Source organism: Paenibacillus sp. NN59 (assembly GCF_057597225.1).
Genome location: NZ_CP199678.1, coordinates 2,196,586 through 2,222,744, shown reverse-complemented (window position 1 = coordinate 2,222,744; position 26,159 = coordinate 2,196,586). Strand labels below are relative to the sequence as shown.

At 46.6% G+C, this 26,159-nt stretch carries 8 protein-coding genes; 1 reads left to right on the top strand and 7 read right to left on the bottom strand.

What is annotated here, in order from left to right:
* Positions 1–140 precede the first annotated feature (140 nt).
* Positions 141–1,541, top strand: coding sequence for a prolyl oligopeptidase family serine peptidase (locus ACT89M_RS09875; RefSeq protein WP_186809559.1), 1,401 nt, complete (start codon positions 141–143; stop codon positions 1,539–1,541).
* A 66-nt stretch (positions 1,542–1,607) separates the two neighbouring features.
* Here the strand turns inward: ACT89M_RS09875 and ACT89M_RS09870 are convergent, their stop codons facing one another.
* The 7 genes from ACT89M_RS09870 to ACT89M_RS09840 all read right to left on the bottom strand — a co-directional run bounded on the left by ACT89M_RS09870 (position 1,608) and on the right by ACT89M_RS09840 (position 26,141).
* A complete protein-coding gene (locus ACT89M_RS09870) occupies positions 1,608–2,963 on the bottom strand; it encodes an FAD-binding oxidoreductase (protein ID WP_308722090.1) in 1,356 nt (451 codons plus the stop codon).
* A 174-nt stretch (positions 2,964–3,137) separates the two neighbouring features.
* Entirely contained in the window at positions 3,138–3,656 is a 519-nt protein-coding gene (locus ACT89M_RS09865) for a MarR family winged helix-turn-helix transcriptional regulator (RefSeq protein WP_090920366.1), read from the bottom strand.
* 48 nt (positions 3,657–3,704) lie between these two features.
* Positions 3,705–4,514 (bottom strand): alpha/beta hydrolase, encoded by an 810-nt coding sequence (locus tag ACT89M_RS09860; RefSeq protein ID WP_090920360.1) that lies wholly within the window; start codon positions 4,512–4,514, stop codon positions 3,705–3,707.
* A gap of 466 nt (positions 4,515–4,980) precedes the next feature.
* On the bottom strand, positions 4,981–6,225 hold the full coding sequence (locus ACT89M_RS09855; protein ID WP_154886678.1) for a macrolide family glycosyltransferase: 1,245 nt from the start codon (positions 6,223–6,225) through the stop codon (positions 4,981–4,983).
* A gap of 33 nt (positions 6,226–6,258) precedes the next feature.
* Positions 6,259–7,518 carry a macrolide family glycosyltransferase gene (locus tag ACT89M_RS09850; RefSeq protein WP_487345220.1) on the bottom strand — a complete coding sequence of 420 codons (1,260 nt, stop codon included), beginning with the start codon at positions 7,516–7,518 and terminating at the stop codon, positions 6,259–6,261.
* An 88-nt stretch (positions 7,519–7,606) separates the two neighbouring features.
* Positions 7,607–14,587, bottom strand: a complete 6,981-nt coding sequence (locus ACT89M_RS09845; protein ID WP_487345219.1) for an amino acid adenylation domain-containing protein — start codon at positions 14,585–14,587, stop codon at positions 7,607–7,609.
* A 22-nt stretch (positions 14,588–14,609) separates the two neighbouring features.
* Positions 14,610–26,141: an amino acid adenylation domain-containing protein gene (locus ACT89M_RS09840; protein ID WP_487345218.1), complete on the bottom strand. Its 11,532-nt coding sequence runs from the start codon at positions 26,139–26,141 to the stop codon at positions 14,610–14,612.
* Between the last annotated feature and the right edge of the window lie 18 nt (positions 26,142–26,159).

The following is a 26,159-nucleotide window of genomic DNA, read 5'->3' as shown; positions in this document are numbered from 1 at the left end:
TTGGATCTCACCTAGAGGTGATTTTCAAGCGGTTCTTTTGCATGTTAAACAGCAGGAAATGTTGCAATATTTCCCATGTTCCTCCTGAAATGGTACAATGATAAAGGTGACATACATAATATATTCGGAGGTATATGCTGATGAAGATGAAAAAAGGACTGCTTTCAGGTTTCCTGGCTCTGGCTTTAACTTCCACTCTCCTCGCATCCACAAATGTAAGCGCAAACAATTCTACCGAGTCACGCACTCCTTTCTCCTACTCCCTCGTAACCAAAGGTTATGACTGGGGTCCGGGTGTTTACAAGATTATTCTGGATACAGGTGTAGCCATTCAAGGAAATACACTGACCAAAGACACCTTCAAGGTTCTTGCGGAACGTAATTATCCAATGATTAATTTTCAAACGCAGCAAAAGTATGATGGCTCAGACAGCAGTAGCAGAACGATCGAGAGAGCTTATCTTTCGGACAAAGACGGCAATAAAACCTCCCTCTCCGCAGGACAATATATTACGATTGAGATGAAAGTCCATCCCGATCTAATGACCGCAAGTCCGTTTATGTTTGATCTGCAATCGTTTACCAATAAGTATGTTGAGCTTCAATATACGATTGTTCAGCAAAAATCCCTTCAAGATACCATGGGCAATGCCGTTGAGCATTTGACCACAAGACCAGACACCCCGCATACCATGATCGAACAAGGTGTCGACGTGTTTGATACATCCGGCAAATTCAGTTACAAGGACTCCAAGTTCGGTCAGATTAATCTAACGTACGCTTCCTATATGCCGGAAACCAACAAGAAAAAACCACTGATCATCTGGCTTCATGGTGCCGGTGAAGGAGGTACGGATCCGCGAATTGCCCTGCTGGGTAATAAGGTGACCTCTTTAGCCGATGAATCGATCCAAAAGTATTTTGGAGATGCTGCTGTGTTGGTGCCCCAGACTCCAACCTTCTGGATGAATGACGGAACCGGGCAATATACCAAAGACGGAAAGAGTATGTATACGAAATCGTTAACTGCGTTGATCAAACAATATGTGAAGCAGCATGCTACGGATATTGATACAGACCGAATCTACATTGGCGGTTGCTCCAATGGCGGATTTATGACTTTGAACATGTTGCTTGCGAACCCGGATTATTTTGCAGCTGCTTATCCTTCCGCAGAAGCGTACGAGGATCGTTTGTTGAGCAAACAGGATATCGCCAAACTTAAAAATATTCCGATCTGGTTCACGGCGGCAGGAGCGGATCAGACGGTGGATACGTCCAAAACGTCAACAGCTACCTACAAACGCCTGATTGCTGCGGGAGCCAAAAATGCTCATTACTCCTATTTTGATAAGGTGCTGGATTTAAGTGGAGTATACACCAAAGGAAATGGCGATAACACCCCATACGAGTATAATGGACACTGGTCCTGGATTCCTGTTTTAAACAATGACATTTCCAAAGACTTCGATGGTAAACCTGTGAAAATCAAAGGTAAAAGCGTAACGCTTATGGAGTGGCTGGCTAACCAGAAAAAGTAACAGGCCAGGCATGTCTACATCGCTGGAGCCGCACCAAGCGGCTCCTTTTCTATTCCTTTGATATAACTACAGGCCACGTGCCGGAGGAATGCTTTGCGGGTTGTTGAACACATTTTGGGGATCGTATTTGGCTTTGACTCTGCGTAATCTGGCGTAGTTCGCCCCGTAGTACACTGGACCTGAGCGTTTGATGCCTTGATCCGGTACATTAATGTAGGAACCGACGATGTAAGGCTGTAATTTTTGGCGTGTGTTACGCACAATGGCAATATTTTTGGCTGCCTGGGACGGTTTCGTCCAGGAGCTGTTCCATTCCACATAGAACTTGGCTTTACGCCAGTAGAATGCTGTAGATGTAGGTGATTTACGACTGACAGCTCCGCCCCAGTTGAGGAAAAAGAAACCGGCGAATTCGCCTTCCACATTTTCCAGAAACGCTCGCATCGATTTGATTGCCCGATCCGGGAACGGCTTTCGTCCAAATCCGGAAGAAAATTGATTACTGTATCTCTGAGTAAGCACAGGATCTGGAGGTAGAAGAAAAGTAACCGCCTCTGTATAAGGCACTGAACGTATGATCGTCTGGGATGGTGTGCCCGTGCTGGTCATCGGCTTTAACAAACGCAGTGCCCCGGATTTAGAACCCAGAAACAAACCTTCCATACTGACATTGCCGCCTTTTTTGGGGCCGATAGACAGCTCACTCCCGAGCCGGGTATCAACGGAAGGCGCCCACTTTTGCCACACTTTGAGTACCTTCTCGAACTGAGCCCAAGGCCAGGTGATCCGATATACTGTCGCTCTGGCTGGTGCCCGGCGTACTTTGAATTTGTAACGGGTATAGACTCCAAAATTTCCTCCGCCACCACCTTGCGATGCCCAGAACAGATCAGCGTTACATTTTTTGTTCGCACGAATGATTTTCCCGTTTGCATCCACCATCTCGAATTCCAGCAGATTGTCACTGATCAGACCGATCGTTCGTTGAAGAGGCCCGATCCCTCCCCCAAGCGTAATACCACCTATACCAACGGTTGGGCTATCCCCGAATGGAGCAATGAATCCCTGACGTGCGAGTGTATGTGCAATTCTGCCAACTCGGTTTCCCGCTCCCACAACGGCTGTTCCTGTTGTTTTGTTCAGCTTGATGGTGTTCAGATCACTGACATCAATGACAATCCCGCCGTTCACCTGTGACAGATTAACCTCAAGCGCATGTCTTCCACTTCGCGGACGAATCGGTACGTTGTTCTCACGAGCCCATTTGATGGCATTGGAGACATCTTTCGTTTTTTGAGCAAAAACGAAGACTTTAGGATACCTGTCGGTATGCGGGTCCCAGTTTTTACGTGCTGCCTCATACCCTGGATCCCCTTTAAAAATGACACGTCCGGTTAGTTTTGTTTTACTGTTGGTTTTCACATATCCCACTCCCTGCGTTTAGCATCGTTATACAGCATTTCTGCATTAGGCATTTTATACTGTATGAACGACATTCGCGGAGGGAATGGGCTGTAGAATGTCCTATACGCAAAAAAATTCCCTTAAAGCGTATAGACCGCTGTAAGGGAATTAATTTTCATTTCGTAATTTTCATCAACTATCCGGTTCGATTTTGATGAGTTTCCGCGGCTCTTGTTCTTTTTCACCATACCAGACAAGCACATCAGCGAACAGATCCATGATACGAATAAAGCTTTTTTTGTCGGCTTCCGTAATCTGATCTGCGAGCTTAAATATGTCATCAAAACAAAGCTCACGAACAAATGCGGTGTACTTCGTGTATACCTCTCGACCTTTGGCAGACGGTTTGACGTAAATATCTTTGCGGTTACCACTCAGATGATATTTTTCAAGTAGTCCTTTTTCAGTCAAATTCTTCACATTTTTAGAAAAAGTACTGCGGCTAACGCCCAAACGAGCAGCCATCTCGGACATCTTCTCTTCCTGATCCTCTGCTTCCAGAATGTATTCAAGCGTCTGAATCTGGGCTGCAGAGAATGTCATATCTGTTCCGTAGCTTCGTTGCAGCTTATAGGTGTTCGAGTAGGCATTGCCGTATTTGATGATCTTCTCGACAAGCTCCCGATGGTCACCCATCCAATCTAATTTCATGCGTAATCCCTTTCGTCTTCGAATTCTCTCTCTATTACTCTACTGAAATCAGATTCGTTTTTCAATCCATGAGATCGCTTCTTCAATCACTTCATCCCGTGCTGTCTCATTAAATATTTCATGCATGAGATGTGCATAGATTTTCAGTGTTTTATCTGCCGAAGCGATATCTCCGTAGAAGTCACGGGAATCCTTTTCGCTAACAAGTCCATCATTCGCTCCATGTAACACAAGCACCGGATCAACAAATTGCTTCGCATGTTCTTTCAGCCATTCTACTCCATACCCCAGACTGTTAAACAAATCTACAGAAATCTGCTTTTCTACCAGCGGGTCATTAGCGTAAGCGGATACAACCTCAGGAACACTGCATACTCCGCTGCCGAGTTCATTCGGGAAATACGTGCCTGCTGGCAGAGCCATCGGCAGTTCTCCAGCCACTTTCGTATTAAATCGAGTAAGCGCTCCTGATAATACGATACCTTTCACTTTTCCCGGATATTTCGTTCCAAATGATGAAGAAGCAAAACCGCCCATACTATGTCCAATAATATACAGTGGCGTATCGCCGCTCTCCTCCAGTGCAACCTCCACTACAGCGTTGACATCATCAATCAGATGATGAAAATCACTATAAAATGTTCGTTGTCCTTCCGATCTTGCATGACCCCGATGGTCAAAACGGTATACGTTGAATCCACGGCCGTTCAATTTCTCTGTCAAATAATCATAGCGGCTGGCATGCTCTGCCAATCCGTGTACAATGACTATGGCGGCCTTCGCATTTTCAACTAAATTTTTGCTGAAATAAAGCTGTGTTCCGTCAAAGGATTTAAGTGTTGTTTCGATGCTGTTCATCGTGTATCCCATCCTTTTATTCATTTTTATATTCGTTATAAATAATATTGTTTCTTACAGAAACAATATATCACCCTTATGAAGCGTTTGTCCATGAATTTTTAAAGCGTTTACAATTAAATTTTTACGGAAGTGCATCTTCTTAAGGCATGTCATACTTTGTGCTCCTAAACGGTCAAAAAAGCCTCGTTCTTCTTCTTTTCCGCTTATTATTTCTGATGAACGTAACAACAATAAAAAAAGGACAGGCACTGTTTAACAGTACCTGTCTTCTCTCTCTGTATTGCTCTGTATTTATTCTGGTTCTATTACTACTCTATATCCAGTGTAAATCCAAGACTCGCATTTAACATGAGCAAAATCATAAGCAGTGATTCCGATCTTGTAGCATTGGCATTGGGTTTAAATGAACTAACTCTAGATTAATTCTAGCTTAACAACGTTTGTTGGATGATAAGCCTGCATCTTATGTTTGTTCGACGAATTCCAAAATTCTACTCACGCCCTCCACCATACCTCCCGTTTCAAAAAAACTGCTCCCCAATCTCACCGCTTCAGCTCTCATCTTCTCACTTCTCATCGTTTCAAACGTCATGTCCTTTAGATCTGAAGCAGGCATGTTCATATCACGGCCATACACACCGACTCCCAATTCTTCCAATCTCGATGCAATTGCAAATTGATCAGCCCCTTGAGGGAACAGAATCATTGGCACGCCAAATGCAAGGGCTTCGGACACACTGTTATAACCGGCATGAGAGATAAAAATATCTGCCTTGCTTAAAATCTCCAACTGAGGAACAAATGCAGATACCGTCATATTTTCGGGAATGTCTCCCAAGGATGAAATATCAATCCTTTTCCCTACTGACATAATGATTTGAGCTTCGCTGTATCTGAAAGCTTCAATACATTTCAGGTAGAAATCCGGGCGATCTGTATAGATGGAGCCAAACGAAATGTAAATCAGGGGAAGCTCATGCTCCTGTTTCGTTCTTATCCTCATGGATTGAAGCATTTCAGAGCTAACATTAGGGAACTGTGGACCTATAAACACAAAACGGTCATCAAACACATCCGAATGTGGCTGGAATACTTTTGACGTATATACTAGATTTAATTCTTCATTCCCACTAAACGCATCTACCAGGCCAAAATCTTGAATATGATGCCTTTCAGCCAGTTCTCCCGCCAAACGGTTTAGTTCGCTGGCCGTCGTGTCTGCAAATGCGTAGCCTTCTTGGATTCTGAATACCTTGTGTATGAGAAAATGATGGTCTTTCTCCAAAAGCGCCTGATTGATCGCAAACGTTAGGACATAACAGGCCACTGGCACCTCAAGCAGTTCTGCAATCAGTTTGCCCCAATGAGCGTCACTGTCCCTGACAATGTAGTCCGGTTGCTCAGCCATAACTTCTGCCAAAATCGCATGAAGAACGGCCCTGCTTTTCTGGATCACTCCAGGAACTAGATGCTCCAGCATCGTCTGCGGATTACTCAAAAATAGGCCCGGATCATTGTCGTCCACAAACAACTCTCTCATATTCCCATAGCTTCGAAAATCCACATCATAATCGGCAAGCAACCCTCTATATTGTTCATCCGAATAATAAATCACGGTCTCTCCACGTGCCAGCAACTCTGCAACAAGGGGTAGTGTTGGTTTAACATGGCTGAAAAATGGAAGGCTAAATATCATTACCGTTGCCATAGCGGACTCCCTTCGTCATACGATTCACACGTATTACTCATTTGTATTACCTATCAGAACTCCTTCGTCAAGATACGCAAAAATACCGTCAACGCCCAGCTTCACTCCGCCTTCCGTACGGATCTCTTCCCCGACCCTCTTGCAGGACTCAGCATAAGCCTTATCATGGAGGATACGTTCCGTCATAAACGAAATATCTGAAGGTGTGCAGTGTTGGCTATCGCCGATGCTTCCTGCCCCCAATGCCTCAATCCGGCTGGACACAGCAAACTGATCCGCTGCTTGCGGGAACACCAGCATAGGCACTCCGTGGTAGAGTGCTTCATTGGTACTGTTATGACCTCCATGTGTAATGAACACATCCACATATTGGAGCAGTCTTCGCTGAGGAACATGGGATCGAACAGTAAAATGCTCGGGAAACTCCCCCAATTCTTCAAGAGAGATTCGCTGTCCGACAGACATGATTACGTTCCACCGATGTTCCTGAAATGCTTCGATACATTTTCGATAAAAAAGAAGACAGTCGTTATATACGGTTCCCATCGATATGTAGATTACAGGCAGATCCTGTTCAACATGCGGCAGGTCTCCGCCCTCTTGTTCCTCCTCACGAATCATCGGACCCAGAAACAGATAATCCGAACCAAACGACTCTATAAATGGCTGGAAAACCCGTGAAGTAAAAACAAGATTAAGGTCGTCCGCCCCGGAAAAGGCATCGATCGCCCTATATTCTACAGAATATGGAAGAGAGAGTTGCCTTGTATATTCATTCAAATATTCGCTGAAACTGCCGGACTCGGGAAGCCACGCCATACGTCCTGTCGTATTTCCGAATACATTGGCAACAAAATAGTCATGATGAAGATCCATCATCGTTTCATTCAAAGCAATGGTAGTGATATAACAAATCACCGGAATATCAAGCATAGTGCCGATCATTTTTCCCCAATAAGATTCGCAGTCCCGGATAATGTAGTCTGGATCATCCTCCATCACCTGTTCAAGGAGTAAACGAACCATCTTCTGATGTTTATTCAGTTTATGTGGAACAAGCTGGTCTAACACTTTCAATGGGTCTGTCGTAAGAATAGGGATCTCTTCGTCTAACAGTGGAAGCACATCCCCGTAACTTCGACATATCACGCCTTCCATTTGTACATATTTCATATACGCATCTGTGGTATAGTAATAGACCTGTTCCCCTCGGTTGGCCAGTTCTTGAACCAACCTCACTGTAGGATTAACATGACCAAAATACGGAAAACTGAACACAACGGTTGTGCCCAATGCTGCACCGCCCTTTCGTACATCAAGTCTGAAATCTCCGAACATCGCAACATGCCCGGAGATTTCAAGAAAGTTTTAGTGATTTGAGCTACTGCACCGTAATCATTCCTGCTGTCAGTTTCTTCTCCAGTTCTTCGGCACTCGTCTCGAATGGAAGAGCGATATGCACTTGCATGTTGCAACCGACATGTCTGACGTAGAAATAAATCCCATAATGATCAGCCGCTTCTGCAAAAGAAGGTCCCCCATCAGGTATGACGTTATCTTCTGGTTCCGCTTGTATAGCTCCAAAATAATTGAGCAGAATCCCCTTGCCTGTGCCTTGATCTTCCATATCAGTGAAACGGATCTGGTGAGCGGAAGTCGTTTGATTCAATGCTTGAATTTGCTGCAAGAGTTGCTCCGCTGGGGAATGGGTATCCAGCACCAATGGAATATAGTCCGTAAAATTACCGACAAGATGATAATAGGTATGCTCCCCATATCGTCTTCCACTGCTGACCAATTGTACAGGCAATTGCTGTAGTTCAAGATATTCCCGCCCAAAAACCGCTAGCAAACCGAGCACCTTCAGCCAGCCTTCCTCCGGGTTTCCTCCTGCAAGCTCCCATTCCAACGTGATCGATGTGCTCTTCTGGGCCGGGAACTCCGCGAGCTTGTTACTCATGCCTAGAAGAAGCTGACGATACGTTCCCAGTTCGAAGCGACGCTCCAGTTCCATAAAGCTTATTCCGATCGGCCCCTCCTCGATCCGTCGCAGGTAATCACGATATCGGGTAGGATGTTTTCCCCCGTGCAACGTGGATGCCGCCCCTGTTAATACCTCAGCAATTAAACTGCAACTTAACCCGTCGGATAAAGCATGATGAGAAGAATACACCAAAACTTTCGCTCCGGTTCTGCTGTTCTCAATGACTACCATTCGGTACAACAAACGGTCTGGTCCATCCTCTTCAAATCTGTCATAGTACAATTCAGAAACCAATTGTTCCATTACTGCTTCGGAGCAGGTTGTCTCAAGTTTGACGTGTGGTACTTTAAATCCGGCAGGATGCTCCCGCAAGCTCCAACTTTTGGCCATAGTGCCATTGTACAAACACCTCATCATTTCCTGCTCCTGCACCAATCCATGAATGGCTTGATGGATATCCTCATATGTCTTGTCGGCAGGGAAATGCATAACAACACCAACGTTTTCTGCGCGTCCGAGATGTGTGGACTGGGAAGCGGTAAGAGGCAATATGGCCAATTCCACCTCTGCGGTCAATTGTCTTCTGTATACCTCTTGTTGATCTGCAATGGTTGCACGGGCAACCATCAGTTGCTTCCGTTCCGAATCACCCAAAACCTGTTGCAATTGCTTCTGTTGTGAACCGAATGTCTTCGCTCCACCGGATATTCGTTCTGGTAAACCTTCCGATTGAAGCTGCTGATCATCTTCAGATGTAGTTTGAAGTAACCGTTTCCCTAGAGCAACAGGAGATTGATGAACTAACAAGTCTCTCACATCCAGAGCAACCCCCTGCTCTTTCAACAAAAAGCTGGCTTTCATTGCCGAGATAGAATCGCCACCCAGTTCGTGGAACAAGTCATCGGTTCCGATTCCATGAACATTCAAGACTTGTTCAAACACACGAACGATCGTTGCCTCCAGTTCATTCTCAGGCATACGGGATAGCTCCCCTGCCTCTTGCAACAGTTCCAAACGTTGAAGTGCACCATGATCTACCTTGCCATTTGACGTCACAGGGAGCCCGTCCAGCTTCACCAAGAATGATGGAAGCATATAATGAGGAAGAACAGTCGTAAGCTCGATCTTCAGTTCGCGCGATGCTGGTGCATGGTCACCCGTGTAATAGGCTACTAGTGAATTTTCATTTTCCCACAGTCTAGGCAATACAACGGCTTCACGAACACCCGTTATTTGTAGCAGTCGTGCCTCAATCTCACTTGGTTCAACACGGTATCCTCTGATCTTAAGCTGATTGTCCATTCTGCCTTGGTATATCATCCTGCCATCTGGTAACAGTTTGACTAGATCTCCCGTGCGATACATCCGTTCAAACCCTGGCATGTCTGAGGAGACGAAATGTCTCGCAGTTATTTCCGGCAGATTCAAATAACTCCGCGCAAGTCCAGTACCTGCGATGCATAGTTCTCCAGACACCCCGACAGGCAGTGGGTTCAGTTCTGCATCTACAACGCACAGTCTGCTATGAGGGATGGAGTATCCAATAGGCACAGATAACATATCGGCCTCTTGTTGATATTCCCATATCGCTGCACATACAGATGCTTCGGTTGGTCCATAAGCATTCACACAGCGCATATGCTGGCTCCATGTCGACAGCATGGCCGATGACGGCTCTGAACCAGCTGTGATCATGAGGCGAAGACCAGGTAAATGCTCAGGTTGCAAACGTGCCATGTAAGGAGGCGGAAGCGTCATAACTGTAACATTCGCCTTTTCCACGTACCGTTCGAAGTGAACCGGATCAGCAATGGTCTCTGCTGATACTAAACACAGTGTTCCTCCGGTAGTAAATGCCATGGCAAACTCCCATATTGATGCATCAAAAGAGCAAGAAGCAAATTGAAGAATGCGATCTTCGGAATGTATTCCGAGCGTAGAGATAAAGAGTGTCGAAAGATTAGCTAGTCCTGCATGTTCTAGCGCCACACCTTTAGGTCTGCCTGTAGTCCCTGAAGTATAGATAATATAAGCCAGATTGTTTCTTTGTGGTCTGTGCAATGCGTTGTTTGTGTTCACATCGGTAAATTGCATATCCTGAGGCAGATAAACAGGCATATGATTTGCGGTATGCTGTGTATCTGCCTGATCCGTAATCATTAGCACTGCTCCGCTGTCCTGAAGCATGTATGATGTGCGATCCGCCGGAAATTCCGGATCGATTGGCAGATATACCGCTCCTGCCTTGAGTACCGCCAGAAACGCAATGACAAGTTCGAAGGAACGCTCCATTCTGACCGCTACGACATCTTCCAGGCCCAGGCCCCTTGAACGTAGCCAGTTAGCCCATAGTTCTGACTGTGTGTCCAGCTGTTCGTACGTCATATGTGAATCCCCAAACAACAAAGCTTCCTTATGGGGAGATCGTTTGGCATGCAGGGCAAACTGCTCCAGTAAAGTCAGGTCAGGTGCATCATATCGATTCTTACTGTTAAGTCCCTTCCATTGTTCATGCAAAAGCTCTTGGGGTAGCAGCGTCATCTGCGATACCAGTATCTGCGGATGTTCTATAACGGTCTGCATAATATGCATAAAATAGTCCACATAACGCAGTACGCTGTCCCTTTGGAAAAGACGGGTGCAGTACTCCAAGTCGAAATACAACACACCATCCCCGCCCTCAAACCCGGCTAAAGTAAGATCAAATTTGGACACAGTTTGCTCGAAGCCAACATGTGAGAAATGCAGTCCTCTAAAATCAAAACGATTCTCAGCCATATTTTGAAGGACAAACATCGTGTCGAACATCGGATTACGGCTGGGATCTGGCGTGTATCCCAAGTTCCGTGCCAAATCCTGATATTGTATCGCCTGATGCTCAAACGCACCCAGCGCCGTATGTTTTACCTGAGTCAGGAGCTCAGTGAAACGTAATTGCGGTGACACCTCGGCACGGATGGGAACCACATTTACAAACATGCCCATCGTGTGTTCCAGATCGGCCTGTGTTCTGCCGGAGACTGGCGAACCAACGACCAGTTCCTTCTGTCCGGACAGCTTGGAGAGCATGGTCTGGTACATTGTCAGGAGCAACATGAATAACGTAACGCCATTTGCGGCAGCGAGCCTCTTCAGAGACGACGTGCGAGTTGCATCAACGGTAAAGTTAATTCTGCTACCCTCCAAACCTTTAAGCTTCGGTCTAGGGTGATCATATGGCAGACTCAAAACGGGAACTCCGTTTTTGAACTGATCTGTCCAATACTGCCCCTGAGCCTGAAATGCACGATCCTCTTTCTGTTTATGTTGCCATACCGAGAAATCCTTGTAGTGAAGTTTGATCTCAGGTAATGAATCTCCATTGTAGATGCTCGCCAGTTCTGAGATGAATATGCCAATGGAGGCTCCGTCAGCTACGATATGATGAAGATCAATCAGAAGCAGATGTTTTCTCGGCCCCATCTTCGTTATTCCTGCTCGAAATAACGGCAGTCTTGCCAGATCAAATGGACGGATAAATTGTCTTATCGTTTCTTCAAGATTAGTTGAAGCCTGCTCAGAATACTCAAGTGAGACGACGTTCTCATCGTGTACTTCCTGAACAGGATCACCATTGATTGCATAAAAAGTCGTTCGAAGAATTTCGTGTCTCTTCGTCAGTTCCTCAAGCGCATACCGAAGTCGCTGATCGTCGAAATCCCCTTCGATAACAAGAGCCTCTGGCATGTTATAAGCGGTTGAATGCGGATCATTACAGAACAGCGTGTACATCTGCTCTTGCGTAAAAGATAAAGGATAATGCACCCCCGGATTTGCAGGCGAAATTGCCGGACAAGCACTGATTTCTTTTAAAGTAATCACTTCCGCTAACGCCTTGACGGTCTGCTTTTCGAAAATATGATCTACACTGATCTCCACACGGAATTCTTTCTGAATTCTGGACATCAGCATCGTCGCTTTAAGGGAATGTCCTCCTGCAGTAAAAAAATTCTCATCTGCGGATACCCTCTTCAATCCAAGAACATCAGCAAATATCTCACATAACTTCTGTTCCGTTTCATTTTCCGGCTCTCGGAATTCAACATCCAGGTTGATACAATCCATGGAAGAGATCACCTTCTTGTCCAACTTTCCGTTTTCGGACAGCGGAAGCTGATGAAGTCGATAATAGCGCGCCGGAAGCATATAGAAAGGCAACTCTCTTGCCATGTAATCACGTAATTCAACAGCCTTGATGTCGTCGGTTTGAAGATAAGCAATCAATCGGACGGGAATGCCTTCTTCTTCCTCACATACAACCGCTGCCGCTTGAACACCTGGGTAGCTCTGAAGACACTGTTCAATCTCGGGAAGCTCAATCCGATATCCTCTTAACTTCACCTGAGCATCCTTGCGCCCGAGACAACAGATCTCCCCCTCTTCCGTCCATTTGGCCAGATCTCCAGTCCGATATAGTCGCTCACCCGCAATAAACGGATTGGGTACAAAAGCTTGATCAGTAAGCTCAGGCTGGTTAAGATAACCGCGAGCCAGACCCGGACCCGACAAACAAAGTTCCCCAACGATTCCCGGCGAAACAGGCTCGTTCCAATGATCGAGAATATATGCACGCATGTTCGATATCGGACGACCAATCGTCACCTTCTCTCCCTGTTCCACATCTCTTTTACAGAGAGCGACGATACTGGATTCAGTAGGACCATACTCGTTGTATATCTTCACATCCGGAAGCCGTTCTCTGCTTTCCTGAACCAGTGCAGGAGAGACACTCTCCCCTGCAAGCGTAATAAGGTGCACACACAGTTTGTCTTCCGGTTTAATCTGTTGCAAAAGCAGGCGGTACAACGAAGGCACACATATAAAATGAGTGATCTGATATACGATAAGCAATTGCTTCAGACGTAGTGGATCTTTAACCTGAATTTCGGTAGCCATAAAGAGACTTGCTCCCGACACAAGCGGGGTCAAGAATCCCGTCATGAAGCCATCAAAGGAATAGGAAAAGAGCTGGATCGTGTTGTCCTCTACTCCCAATGCGTACTCTTCTTTTCTCCATGCGATTGAATTGACCAGTCCTCCATGAGATACGACTACTCCTTTTGGATTCCCGGTTGTTCCCGAAGTATATATAATATAAGCGGGTAGTTCAGCCGTGATGGGAACAAGGATCTCACCATCATTACTTGCTGCATCCAGGTCTTCACACGAAAGTAATCGTTCCACGTCTTGGAACAAAGAAAGACTAACATAACGGGCCTGTGTGAGCAGACGATTTACCCCGGCATCTTTCAGTATGAATCGAACTCGCTCTGCGGGCGTCTGCACATCTATTGGCAAAATACATGCCCCCGCCCTCCACACGGCTAAGATTGCAATGGCCGTCTCCAGGCTTCGGTCAAGGTAAAGTCCTACGATATCCCCTTGCTTTGTTCCGTCTTTAATCAATGCAGTAGCCCAGCGGTTTACTTTTTCCTCCAGCTCTGCATAACGTATCGAAGCATCCGATGTCACGATGGCTGTAGCCTCTGGTGTCTGCTGGACTTGCTCCGCAAACAAACCCATTACACTGGAACCATAGGTCCGGCGCGGCCCTGTTGCATATTCATTCAACAATCGGTCGCGTTCTAGTCCAGCAAGCACCCCACTGGCCTCCACCGGACGATCCGGGTTCTCTATTAATTGTTCAATGATAACCCCATACTGTTTCGCAAAACGCTCCAAATCAGCGGTGTTAAAGAAGCGGGTATTGCCGGCTAACACACCGCACAGCTTGTCCTGACTCCAATACATATGAAGCCGCATGCCCAGCGTCTCACTCTCTACATCTGTTACGTTGTACATCCCCTGAATGGAAAAACGAATATGTTGAAGAAAAGCGTAATCCCGGTCATGGACAACCTTCATATCGTCTACAAGGCGGTCCATCGAATAATCACTGTGTTTGACTGTCTCGATATATGTCGATTTAAGTTCATTTAGCCATTCCCGGAAAGTACAGCCTTTCGGGGAATGGTCGATGAGTGGAATCCAGTTTGGCTCCGGCGAACATTCGCTTGTGTCTTGTATTCTGTTCACCGGGTAAGCAACGGTAAGCGAATCACTGCTGGTATGCTTGTGAAGAAGAGTCTTTAAAGCTGTCAGTAAAATCAAAAACAGAGCTTCTTTGGATTCCCCGCTCATGGTGCGCAACCGTTCGCTTACATTCTGTGCCAACTTAAACGGGTAGGATTGAACAGCGGACTTCTCATGCTGAGGTGTAAAGGATGACGTGAACAACGTTTCCTCCGTTTTGAGTGCCAGCATTTTTTTTACCCAGTGCTTCTTTTGCAATCTTAGTTCCTGTGCGGAAACAGCCTCTTTTTGCGACGTTCGATCCATGTCACTTCATCCCCCTGGTTGTCTAGAAATGGAATTTAATTAGACTTTCTCCTTCATCTGAACTCGTTACAATTTCATCCGGGAAAAGATCTTTCAACAACACATTCGGATTTTCACTGATTTGACTGAGAACAATGAGCAGACAGTTCATCCAATCTTCCAGCTCTTCTACTCTATGTGCGGCACTATTGTAAACAAATCGAATGAGGAAGTTCTCATGCGGCTCAATGATCAGGTTAAAATCATAGCTTGTATACTCATGTAAATCGTAATCTACCATTTCCAGTCCGGAAGGAAGCTGCAGTTCCAGCGGATAATTTTCAAATACAAGGATATGATCCAGAACTACCCCGCCGCCAGACTTTTGGATTGAAGAAAGTGGAATATGGGAATAGGGTTCTTTTTCCATCTGTTCCCACTGAAGTTGTGATGCGAGTTCCAAAAAGGTACCCGAAGCTGACTTTACCCGAACAGGAATCGTATTAATGAATAGCCCCATCATGTTCTCGATATCTTGTACCTCGACACTTCTGCCCGATACAACTGCGCCAAAGATCATATCTTCAGTTTCGTTGAGATTCTGCAATACCGTCGCCCAAGCAGCCTGAAACAAAATATTTAGCGTCAAACCGTATTCGGCGGATAATTGCTTAAGTGCTTCCTGGAGCGTTTCTGGCAAGTTACGGGTAAGTTCCTCCCGTACATACTCACCACTTGATCCATGTAACCGTGGTAGCACATTTTTACTTCGGTATTCCGTTAAATACGTCGCCCAGTACGATTCAGCCACAGAAGGATCTCGCCCTTCAAGCCACCCGATGTATTCCCCATAGTGCGGCGCTGAGACAAGTGATTGTACATCAGGCAGATCGGCATATAGATCGAAGATGCTACTAAGAAGAAGGCCTACACTCCACCCATCAAGCAAAATATGATGAAAGCTCCAAACCAGACTATACGCGTTATCGTCTGATCGAATAAGCGTTACTCTCAAAGGGACCTCACCAAATAGATTAAAGCGCCGTTCACGATTTTGTTGAAGATATTGTTGAAACTTCTCGGGCTCACATTCGCCATGTTCCGCCGTCCAATCCATAAACTCAAAGGGAAGATTCCATGACTTCGCCACTGCCTGAAGCGGCCGTTCGAGCCCACGCAAGGCAAAAAATGTACGAAGAATGTCATGTTGATTAACCACCTGCTGAAAGCAATCTCTAAGCCGTTCTGGGTCAAGGTCACCTTGCAAATGAATGACACATTGCTCTTCGTAAGCCGTGGAATCCGGAAAACGAAGGTAATGGAACAACATACTTTCCTGCATAGGTGACAGCGGATAAGCTTTGAGCATTGGAAAAGGCGCTACCTGCTCAAGGACCTCCCTTTCTGCAGAAGGTACCAGCTGAAATCCCTCGTGTTCCTCTTCTGTAACTATCTCTCCCTCACCGGCATACATCATGTCTTGCAAACCATTAAGGAAACCTTGCAACATTCTCTGGATGGTTTCTGCTTGGAACTGATGTTTATTGTAATCAAACTCCACCAGCATCCGCCCGTCCGATAAGAGCACATTGCAAGTGATTGCAAATGGGCGGTCCGCATCTGGACTCTCTGTTCCGTGCATCGGAAGCTGCGAAAGCCGAAACAGATTTTGATAACGACGGTCATCCATTTCACCAAGGTAGTTGAAGCAAATCTGTGGCTCAATCTCAAATCCATGGAATGATCTGGTCACTGCTTCGGGCAGCATGTACTTCATTACGTTATATCCAGCACCCCTGTGAGGGATACGCTGCAACTCACGATGAAGCTGTGCAACATAAAGGTGTGGCATTTGGGCTACTGAAGTATCCAGATAAATCGGGTAATGCGATGTAAACCAGCCGACTGTTCGTGAATAATCTACAGCTTCACCGAAACTTTCCCGGCCGTGTCCCTCCATGTTGACCCATAGACCATCTCGAACACCCATTGCCTCCATTGCAGTACCTAAGGCAGCAAGCAACAAAGACGCGGTATCCGCCTCGTATCGCTCGGTCGCCGATTGTACGAGGGTCGTAGTGACTTTTTGTGTAAAATAAAGACTTGCCACTTCACTATCTCGAACCTGACCCTTCGTGTGTATCCCGTCCCCAATGAGCGACGAAACTGGTCGCGCCATTTCATTCTTCCAATATTGCGCTTCATGTTTCCATTCACCAGTAGCAACATACGTATGCATTCTCTGTGCGTAATCCTTATAAGAATCGGATATAGAAGGCAGAACTCGCTGGATATTCTGTTCGAGAGCAATGTAGATATCATAAAAATCATCCAGTAAAATGCGCCAGGATATGGCGTCGATGACTAAATGGTGAATCGTAAAGATTAGTTCGTCCCGATCTGACCCCTGGATGAGGCCCGCCTGTACTAATGGTCCATGCTTCAGATCCATTGCCCGGTGCATTTCTTCCATCATTCGTTCCTTGACAGCCTTGAATTGCTCGCTATTCGTCTCCCCTATTGACTCGGCTACTTGGAATGCAAAAGCCTGCCGGTCTGAATGTTGACAAGATTGCTGAATGTGGTTGCCATTTCGCTTAAATGTCATTCGCAATGCATCATGATGAACCGTGAGTAATCTGAGTGATTCTCTGACAAACAGTTCGTTGAACCTCGTAACACTAATCAGCGTCACACTGTTATTCCAATAATTCATTTCGGTAAAATTTTGCTTGAAAAACCATTGTTGAATAGGCGACAGTGGTACATCACCCTCTACAGGCCCTGAAGTTTTACGGGGGGATGTCTCTTCCAACGCTATAAGCATTGGGGCGATGTTGCTCACCGTTTTCAAACGTAAAATTTCAGCCGATTCAAGCCGATATCCACACTTTTTCATACGAGCCGCAATCTGTATCGCCTTGATCGAATCCCCGCCAAGTCGCATAAAGTGATCATCTCTGCTGGCATCAGGCGCTCTGAGTATTTCACGCCATGCCTGCAACAACTCCGCCTCACCAGGGATTTCAACCAGAGATGGATGCTCGAACGGAGTCGGTTCTGCCAACGTAACAGGCAGTTTCTTGATATCCACCTTTCCATTGGCAGAAAGCGGGAGTCGATCCAAACGAATATATTCGGACGGCAACATATATGGAGGCAGATACGTCGAGAGGTACCTTTCCAGCTCCGCAATCTCCAAAATTCCTGTCGAGACATAGAACGCGCACAAACGCTTTCCGCTACTTTCAGTCTCTTTGACAATCACTGCCGCTTCTCGAATAGATGAATATGTGAGAAGCAAATTGCGAATCTCTCCCATTTCAATGCGGTGACCCCGAATTTTAACTTGTTCATCGATTCTGCCTAGATACTCCATTCCACCTGCTGGCAACCAACGCACCAGATCTCCGGTACGGTAAACTTTGCCCGGTTCATGGAATCTGTCCGATACAAACTTCTCCTCGGTCAGCTCAGGCTGGTTAACATATCCTCTGGCTACGGCAACACCGGCAATGCACAGTTCTCCGGGAAGATGTTTCGCCTGCAAATTCCCTTGTTCATCGAAAACATATAACCGCATATTGTCAATCGGCCAGCCAATAGGCACCTCGCTATATGGTTCAGCAGGGTCGTATTGATGGATCATACAGCCAACGACCGTCTCAGTAGGGCCATACTCGTTGTAAATTTCAACATGCGGACCGAACATAGAGATAATATCCGCTGCCGCAGAGCTCTCAAATGCTTCACCACCTACGATAAAACGCTTCAAGCTTGATCCTTTTGTGTTATAAAGAGACAGGAGTTTTAGATGGGAAGGCGTTAATTTAATGAGATCCGCTTCACCATCTTCACAAATCCGTTCAAGCGCAAACTCCACATCTTCCGAATAAATAATAATTTGGTTCCCCGACAATAGGGGTGTAAACATCGATGTTACCGTCAAGTCAAATGAAATGGATGAATACAACGAAAAACAAATCTTTTCCCCTCGTACATAGGTCTGATCTGCCCAACGAATGTAGTTGGTCAAACCTCGATGTTCTACCATAACGCCCTTGGGCTTGCCCGTAGAACCTGATGTATAGATGATGTAGGCCAGGTCGTCAGGCCCGGCAATCTGTTCGAGGTTCACTGGTGTTAAAGGTACGTTTCCGTGCACTTCCTCCGTCAATATTACTGAACCCGAGAAATTGCACAATTCCTCATAGGCTGCATCCGCAATGACCCACTGTGCCTTACAGTCGTCTAATATATGACGGATACGGTCCCTCGGGTACGATGGATCGATCGGCACATAACAGGCACCTGCTTTCCATATACCGAGAATGGCTGCCAGCAGATCGGGAGATCGCCTCATAACCAGGCCAACGGCCATCTCTCTCAGCACTCCCTGCTCCTTCAACACCTGAGCATATTGATTGGCTCTCATGTTAAGCTCAAGGTAGGTGAGTTGCACGCCTGCACAAGATACTGCTATTGCACCAGGTGTACGTTGAACTTGTTCTTCAAATAAAACGAAGATGGGCTGATCAAGGAGCAGCGGGTTATCCGTTTCATTAAATTCATGGAGCAACTGCTTGGTTTCCGAAGCATGGAGCATGCTGATTTCCGAGATAGAAACGTCAGGTTGATGGGACACAGCTTCCAAAATGGCAATGAAGTGTCCAGCCATTGCTTCTATAGCTTCAGGGTGAAATACTGCCGTACAATATTCAAGATCGAGATACAGTTCATTTTGTTTCTCTACAACTTCCAGTGTCAGGTCAAACTTGGCCATTCTGTTTTTGTACTCGGAAGCCGTGAACTTGACGCCACCACTTATTTGCGGATCGATAGAAAGAGCTTGATGTTGGTAAACATAGACCGCATCAAACAAAGGATTCCGACCCGAATCCCGCTCCTCGTTCCCGAGAGCAATCCATTGTTCCAACGGATATTCCTGATGCTCCAATGCATGCAACGCATTTACCTGCACTTCATGGACCAGCTTGGAGAACCACTGGTTGCCGGAGAGATCGCTTCGCAACGGAATGGTGTTGACGAACATACCGGGAGTTCGTTCGATATCCGAATACAACCGTCCCGATGCGGTTGTGCCAACCATGATGTGCTCCTGAACAGAATATTTAGACAACATCACCTTATATGCAGCTAGAAAATAGCTGTATAACGTGACTTTCTCAGCCGCGGCATATGCCTTGATACGTGCCAGGATTTCGTCAGGTAGCTTGAAACCGTATCTTTCTCCTTCATAACTGCGTATAGCAGGCCGCTGATGATGAATTCCCCAATCCAGCCGCGGTATTCCGTCCTTGAACTGCTGAGCCCAGTATTTCTTGCTTTCCCTCATATCTCCTGCGCCGAAGCGGCCCAACTGCCATTGGGTGAAGTCCTTCATGTGCAACGTGACTGTCGGCAAACTTTGACCGTCATACAACTGGATTAACTCTTCCAGCAGCAGATTCGCTGAAAGTCCATCTGCGATCAGATGGTGCATATCCATCAGCAAATACTGCCGTCCAGATTCCTTTTGCTCAGTCCAGTACTCCATCCGCATCAGCGGTGCTTGTTCGAGGTCAAACGGCCGAATCGTGCGCAGGATCATCTCCTCCGTCGTATCACTGTCCAGCAAATGCATGGGAATTTCCATGAATGACTCACTGAGCACACGCTGTACCGGCTCGTCTTCATCCAGATCAAAAGTGGTTCGCAAACACTCATGCCTTTTGACCAGCGAGTTGACCGCCACTTTCAAGCGCTGTAGGTCAAGCGAGCCCTCCACAGTGATCAGTCCCGTGACGTTGTAGGCCGTACCTGCTCTACCCAGTTTCTCTACAGCAAAGATCGAACGCTGAGAAGCGGACTGTGGGTAGCAATCGGCTGAACGCGCCTTCGGAATCCGAAGGGATTCAGCCGTGGGAACATCGTCCAACACCTGTGCTAACTCGGCGATCGTTGGATGGCGGAACAACAGACTTAGCGGAACGTTGATCCCTAACTCTTCCTGAAGTCGGGCCGTAATGACTGTCGCTGCAAGTGAATTACCACCCACTTCCAGGAAATGATCATGAATGCCGGCGTTTTCCAGCTTCATCATTTCAAGCCATATCCGATGAATCCTGATCTGCATTTCCGTAACCGGAGGGGTATACCCTGCAGCTCTATCGTTTACGTTTTTCCGAGCTTGCTCGGCAGTGAGATCATTTCTGTACGGATTAAGGGAAGCAGCAAGCTTCTCGGATGAAACAAACGATGGTGTCGATAACAAAGTATGTATTTTACTACACCGAGACTTTGGTTCTGCCTCTCCTTCCTTCCATACTTTGGACTCAAGCGTATCCAGTAATAAGGTGTATGTTTCAAGCCAGCCTTCGGCCTCTTCCCGTCCACATACTCCATCCCCCACATCTAATTCCAGCACCAATTCTTGATCCACCTCAAGAACATTCATGCTGATCGGGTATTTGAAGGACGATGGCGGAAACGACTCAAGCTGTACTCTCAGGTCTTCGAAGTGAAATTCAGGCGTTTTGTCAAAATTAAAAATGGTATTGATGACTGGAGGATAAACAGATCCTCCTTCCGTGACTAGCACTGTAACGATATCTACGTAAGAGGAACGTTGGTGCTCCAGTAGCTCAAGCATTTCGCTCCTTACTTGTGTCGCGTATTCGGATAGTTCTACCTTAGCTGGCAACTGGCTTGAAAAGGGCAGTAAGTTGACACATTGACCCACCAATTGTGGCAGCCCCATCTGGAGCTGACCAGCCACGGGAATACCAACCGTGATCTGATGGAGACCTGAAATTCGAGATAACAGCATGTTGTATGCCGCAAGCATAAGCATAAATAAGGAGACACCCTTTTTTTTGCCAAATGCCCTCAACTCTGCCGTGAATTCAGTATTTAAGTTCCTGTACAGACGCATTCCCGGATAGAGTGAGACAGACTCCGAAGCGAGTCTAGCAGATACAACCAACTCCGGCTTCGGAGCGGAGAGTCGTTTAGTCCAAAACGCCCTAGCATGTTGCTTCTCCTCCAGCGGCAGATTATGTTGCCACTGTGCAAATGCAGAAAACAATACAGGGTCAGGAGACTGCAACCGATTTTGCATCGTGTAGTATCCGGCAATCTCTTTCAAAATCTGAACAATGGACCAGCCATCTGCTACTAAATGATGCACTTGCATGATGAGTCTATACTGATGCTGTCCATGATGTAACAGACAAAAGCGGATCAAAGGACTGTTGGACAGATCAAATCCATTGGTCCATTTTTGTTGAATGGATCTGGGCAAACCCTTTGACTCTTCTATATCTTCCGCTTCTTCAAACATAATTTTCGAAGCTACATTCTCAAACAGCTCCGTGTAATACAACCCTTCATCGTTAGAAAAATGGGTTCGCAACATCCCGTGTCTTTGGACCACATAACGAACGGCTTCCCGTAACCTTTCGCTATCCACTGCTCCTTCCAAACGAAGTACAACAGATTCCACGTAAGCATCGCTCATATGGTCATTGGCCAGAGATGCAAACCAGAGTTGCGTCTGTTCCGATGTAAGCGGATGGGGCTCGGCTTGTCTCCCCACTTCTACGGTCAATGCTTTGCCGGCTTGCTTTCTCCCGCCTCCCGGCGAGGTCGGTGAACTCGGAGGCAGGAATCCGGCACTTTGCAATTCCTCTACGCTTGATTGCACGGCATCTACAATACGATCGATATCCGCTTCCGAATGAGCTGTGGATAAAAAGCAGTTTCGGCCTTCCCAAATATAAATTCCTTTCTCGATTAACAAGTAGTACAGAAGCTCCAGATCAGACTTTTGCACAAAACGGAACAAGGAACCAAAATGCACAATCTCAAGCGGCACCAGTTCTTCTGCAAAATAATGATTCAATCTGTCTGCCAAAGCCGCCGTTTTCCTGTTCAATTGCTCCTGAAGGGCCGGACCTTCCTCCTGCAACCGCTGCAGGACTGCCAGAGCAGCATTCATAGCCAACGGATGCTGGCAGAACGTTCCGGCTACAAATGTTCTCCGTTCTTCATGCGGAGGGAACGAGGAATCCCCAAAAGACCACATCCCTCCGTCTATGCCGTCCAAATATCGTTCTTTTCCAGCGACGATGCCAATCGGCAAACCTCCACCGACCACCTTGCCATAGACCACCATATCGGCTTCAATGCCGAACCATGCCTGTGCACCTCCAGGATGAATCCGAAATCCGGTGATGACTTCATCAAAAATCAAAGCGATGCCCTCTGTGGCGGTCAACGAACGCAGCTTTTTGAGAAAAGCGGTTGGCTGAATGTCTGGCCTACGGCTTTGTACCGGTTCTACAAGTATTGCTGCCAGCTCTCCAGCACGCTGTTCGATGATCCGCAGTGATTCGGGATGATCGTAATTCAGGACAATCAGATCATCCACCATACCTTGCAAAATCCCTGGAGCGATTGGTGTGCTACTGCCTCCAAGTCCTGCACTCATAGCCAAAACACCATCGAAAGTACCGTGATAAGAACCTGAAAAGATCACTATTTTTCTTCGGTTTGTAGCCGCTCGAGCCAAACGCATGGCAACCATGATCGCTTCTGTCCCGGAATTAAAAAACGCAGCACGTTCTACGCCAGTCAATTGATGCAAGGCAGAAGCAACCTGACCAGCCGCTGCATTGATCGGGCCAACACACATTCCTTTTTGCATAGCCTCTTGCATTGCTTCGTTAATAAAAGACACCTGATGGCCGAACAGGTTCACACCGAAGCCCATCGTCAAGTCAATATAGCGATTCCCATCGATATCCGTAATGCCAGATCCTTCGGCCTGATCAACAACGATCTGATAGACGATATCCTTCCAGTAGGGGCGATAACCTGCCACATTGCGATTATTGGCCACCAATTTACGGAATGCTTGTGTATGAAGCTGTGATCGAACTGTTTTGGCAGTATATCTGGAAATAAATTCGTCTATAAAATGCTCTTGCACAGGGCTCAATCCTGTCTTCGAATGCGTTTCAAGCTTCTGGAACGGGACGTAGGGCCGATTGGTCTGCACACGTTCTTTTGTAAGATTAGAGGGCACGCTCTGGCTATCCGTCGAATTGTCGAAATAGTCTTTTTCCACCGATTTATTCGCCTGTACCGCCGTCGCCGCCGACAAACGAATTGCAGAAGCTTCCGATCCCGCCGAACCTGCCTGTAGCATGGAAAGTTGGAGAGTCATCAAGTCCAGTTGCTTCTGTACAATGCCCTCCAGACCTGAACCTGCTACGGATAGATTACTCGATTCGCGCTCTTCCTCTGATGACGCTGCATACGGATGTACATATACATTTTGCAAAAGTACGGCATCCTGAGGCACTCCCTTATCCTCTGTTTGCCCGTTTAGAATCGGAGACTCTGGCAATTGCTGAGATTGACTGGCAATATATTTCCCTACTTCAGCGACGGTAGACATTTCTTCGAAAAACAGATGCATCGGAATATCTACGCCAAATTCATTTTTGATTGCATGTTTGACATTGACCAGCAAAATAGAATCCATGCCAAGCTCCATGAAGTTTCGATTTATCCCGATGTTTTCTGGGGAGTACCCTGAAATATTCGATATCATTTCCTGTACCGCGCTTGTGAAAAAATGAATATTTGCGCTCTGGACAACCCGATGTTCCATCGTTGAATTCTCCTTTTTATCCTCCGGTTTGTGGGGTACTCCCCCACTGCTCTCTTCCACCATCACAGGAACAATCCAGTGGCGATGTCGATCGAATGCGTATGTCGGAACTGAAACTACACGCTTGTTGCTTCCAGCATGGAGACCTTTCCAATCGATGGGTTGACCACAAACATACTGGGTAGCGATCTGATTCAAGACATTAACATTTACCAGACTTGGCTTGGCAACGTTCAAGTTCAGGTCGGAGGAAGTTGAAGAGCCATCCTGTTCAGGTCCACCGAACCAGATTCCCTCCGCCAATTCACCGTATTGTCCGGTGAAAGTCTCGTACTGCAAAAATGCCAGCTTGTCCCGTAACTCTTGATGGTGATGTGCTATTACTGCAAGTTTGTACTCATACAGGCCTCTACCAATATTCGAGGTATAACAAATGTCTGTAAAAGATTGTGGGTCAGATGTAAGAAGAAAAAGACGATATTTATCGATCAGAGACCGCAAAGAGGTTAGCGTTCTGGCAGATAAAGTAAACAAGGAAGGTCCGTTCTCTGTATTCGGCGAAAGAACAACCTTTCTTTCGCTTGCCTCTTCCAGCACAACGTGACAATTGGTGCCACTCATACCGAAAGAGCTTACTCCGCATCGGCGTACATCCGTACCTCTCTTCCAATCCGATAAGTGAGCATTGACATATACAGGAGAATTCGCAAATTCGATTTGCGGGTTGGGCTTTTCAAAATAGAGCGAAGGCGGAAGCTGTTCATGATGAAGCGCCAACGCTGATTTAATAAAACTAACAATGCCAGCGGCATGATACAAATGTCCGATATTGGGCTTAAGTGAGCCGATCGCACAGAACTGGACTTTATCGGTATACAGACGGAACGCATTATGGATAGCACGAACCTCAATCGGGTCGCCTATGGGTGTTCCTGTACCGTGCGTTTCGATATAGGACAAGGAAGACGGGTGAATACCTGCACGCTCCCAAGCACGAATAAGAAGCTGTTCTTGAGCCGACCGGTTAGGTGACGTAATGCCTATGGATTTGCCATCTTGATTGGAGACACTTGCTTTAATTACGGCGTATATAAGATCATTGTCCGCAATGGCCCTGGACAAAGGTTTAAGCAGAATAGCGCCCATGCCCTCTCCTCTTACCGTCCCGTCAGCTTCTTCATCGAACGCCCTGACTTTAGACGAAGGGGATTCAATTCCGATCTGGGGCTGTTCGGCTTGTGGATCTAGAATTAATTGAATGCCTCCAGCGATAGCCATGTCACATTCCCTGGAGAGCAGTGCCTGACAAGCTAGATGAACAGCCATTAACGATGAAGAGCAGGCCGTATCAATGACCAAACTTGGACCTTTAAGATCAAGCAAATAACTGATTCTGCTCGCTATAGCGGAGGACATGTTACCTACTGCCGCTGCCGACAACAGATCTGTATTGTAAGAAGAGATCATTTGTTTATACTCGTTTTCATGTCCTGATCCGACATAAACACCAGTCCGACTTCCTTTTATGCGATCCCCGCCATAGCCTGCATCCTCAATCGCACTCCATGCTATTTCAAGAAACAACCTTTGATACGGGTCCATTAACGTTGCCTCTTTAGGCGGGATACGAAAGAAAAAATCATCAAACGTGTCAATCTCGGTCAAATAACCACGTCGTGGTGCCTTTATTCCCCCCTCTGACATTCTGACCTTTGGAGCTTCACGAATCCAATCTTCACCGCGACACAGATTGCTCCAGAATTGATCCAGTGAATCCGCACCAGGGACTTTGAGCGACATGCCGATCACCGCGATATCCTTACCTGACTGCTCCTCAATAACTGCAGCTGGAATATGATCTTCTTTCGTACGGCGAGGCAACAAACTTTTTTTCATCGACTCTCCCCTTCTCAC